Source organism: Mesotoga infera, assembly GCA_011045915.1.
Taxonomy (GTDB): domain Bacteria; phylum Thermotogota; class Thermotogae; order Petrotogales; family Kosmotogaceae; genus Mesotoga; species Mesotoga infera_D.
Map to the genome: position 1 here is coordinate 1 of DSBT01000158.1, position 2,094 is coordinate 2,094.

3 protein-coding genes are annotated in these 2,094 nt (G+C 43.9%); all 3 read left to right on the forward strand.

All coding sequences use genetic code 11. The annotated features are described in order from the left end of the window. Positions 1 to 253: ABC transporter permease (locus tag ENN47_05645; GenBank protein ID HDP77657.1), on the forward strand; the 253-nt coding region annotated here is incomplete at its 5' end. Between the two features lie 21 nt (positions 254 to 274). Beyond that, the gene (locus ENN47_05650) at positions 275 to 1,117 is read left to right on the forward strand and encodes a BtpA/SgcQ family protein (protein ID HDP77658.1); all 843 of its coding nucleotides are present in this window, start codon (positions 275 to 277) and stop codon (positions 1,115 to 1,117) included. Continuing rightward, on the forward strand, positions 1,114 to 2,043 hold the full coding sequence (locus ENN47_05655) for a hypothetical protein (GenBank protein HDP77659.1): 930 nt from the start codon (positions 1,114 to 1,116) through the stop codon (positions 2,041 to 2,043). Before ENN47_05650 ends, ENN47_05655 begins: the two co-directional genes overlap by 4 nt. The last annotated feature ends 51 nt before the right edge of the window (positions 2,044 to 2,094 follow it).

The window sequence follows — 2,094 nt, forward strand, 5'->3', positions numbered from 1 at the left end:
CAGTGGCAGTCCAAATGCAGGTACTAGCCTTGAAATGGACGCAATAGCTTCTGTAGTTCTTGGTGGAGCAAGTCTTTCAGGTGGTAGGGGATCTATTCTAGGTACGCTTGTGGGAGTGCTTCTTCTAGGTTCTCTGAATAACGGACTGAACTTGTTAGGAGTTTCTTCTTACAATCAGATGGTAGTAAAAGGAATGATAATTCTATTTGCAGTCTGGTTGAACTATATTAGAGAAAGAAGTAGGAATAAATGACATAGATTGGATGTGATTGATGTGTTTAAGGATGTCTTTCCGGATCGTCCTAATGCCCTCAAAGAGATATTTGGAAAAGAGAAGATTGTGATAGGCATGATTCACTGCAAACCACTACCGGGGTCACCCTTCTATGAAGGAAATTTCCGAAAAACTCTTTATGCTGCTTTAGAGGATGCAAGAACGTATGTTGAAAATGGAATTGACGGATTGCAGATTGAGAATGCTTGGGATCTCCCCTTTCCTAATCCAAGGGATATTTCCTTTGAAACGGTCGCCGGGTTGACTGCGGTCGCAATGGAAATACGTTCGAAATTCGATATTCCTATTGGAGTCAACATGCTGGCCAATGGAGTAGTCCCTGCCATGGCAGTGGCATCTGTTTCGGGGCTGTTGTGGGTAAGATGCAACCAGTGGGCTAACGCTTACGTAGCAAATGAGGGATTTGTCGAGGGTCCGTCGGCCAAAGCACTCAGGTACAGATCCTTCTTGAAATCCGATCACATAAGAGTCTTCGCTGATGTACATGTGAAACATGGAAGTCATGCAATCACAGCAGACAGATCAGTTGAAGAACAAGCATTAGACAATGTTTTCTTTGCTGCCGATGTCTTGATTGCCACGGGCGAAAGAACAGGTGATGAAACCAGCTCGGATGAGATTAGAACGATAAAGAAAGTTTCAAAACTACCAGTTATTGTGGGAAGCGGAACCTCTGAGAACAATATAGCCCGTATACTCAGTGAATGTGAAGGAGCAATTGCAGGAACACATCTGAAAGTTGATGACAAATGGTGGAATCCAGTTGACGCAAGCAAAGTGAGAAGCCTTATGAAAACTGTTGAGCAAATCAGAGGCGAATGACCGTGGGAAGATTCGTGAGGACGGTTCTCGGTGATATTTCTTCTGAGGATGTAAAGGGCAGACTACTGGCACACGAGCATGTTAACTTCGATACGTCGAAGATAAAGCACGATTCTGATGCCTGTTTGATTGAACCCGAGACGATCGCGCAAGAACTCAAGTACTTTTCCGAAGCTGGCGGAGAGGTAGTGGTTGACCTTTCTACCATTAACACGGGACGCAACCCGAAGACTCTGGAAGATATCGCTTTGAAATCCGGTGTTCGAATCGTTTGTCCCACAGGATTCTATTTTGGTCTGTATCTTCCTCTCAGAGCGATTAGTGGAAGTGTAATTTCTATGGCCGAGGAATTCGTCAGGGACATAACTGAGGGAATCGACGGAACTGATATCAAAGCTGGAGTAATAGGTGAAATTGGCTGGGGGCAGCAGACACTCCCCGCGGAAAGAAGAGTGTTCGAATCAGCTGTTATAGCGCAGGAAACGACTGGGGCGGCAATAATTACACACACATACTTCGGCTTTAATGCTATTGAAGAGCTCGATTTTCTGGAGAAGACGGGTGCGAATATTGAAAAGGTAGGGATAGGTCACATGGATCTATATCCTGATCCAGAAATCCATATCGAAGTTGCGAAAAGAGGAGCATATGTCTGTATTGACAATATCGGAAGAATTGATTACCGTCCTGATTCTGAAAGAGTAAAGATGATACGGCTTTTGTTTGAAAACGGATTAGGAGATAGGGTAATCATATCTTCGGATGTATCTAGGAAGAGTCACCTTCACAAGTATGGTGGTCACGGATACGATCATGTCTTGAAAACATTTGTATCAATGCTTAATGAAGAAGGCTTTTCTAAGTACGAGGTCGAATTGCTTCTTCATGAAAACCCTTTAAGGCTTATCTCGATTTCAGGTGAATGATATGGTCGGCGTTTTCGGTAACATTATTGTTGATCTGGCTGCGGAAGTAGA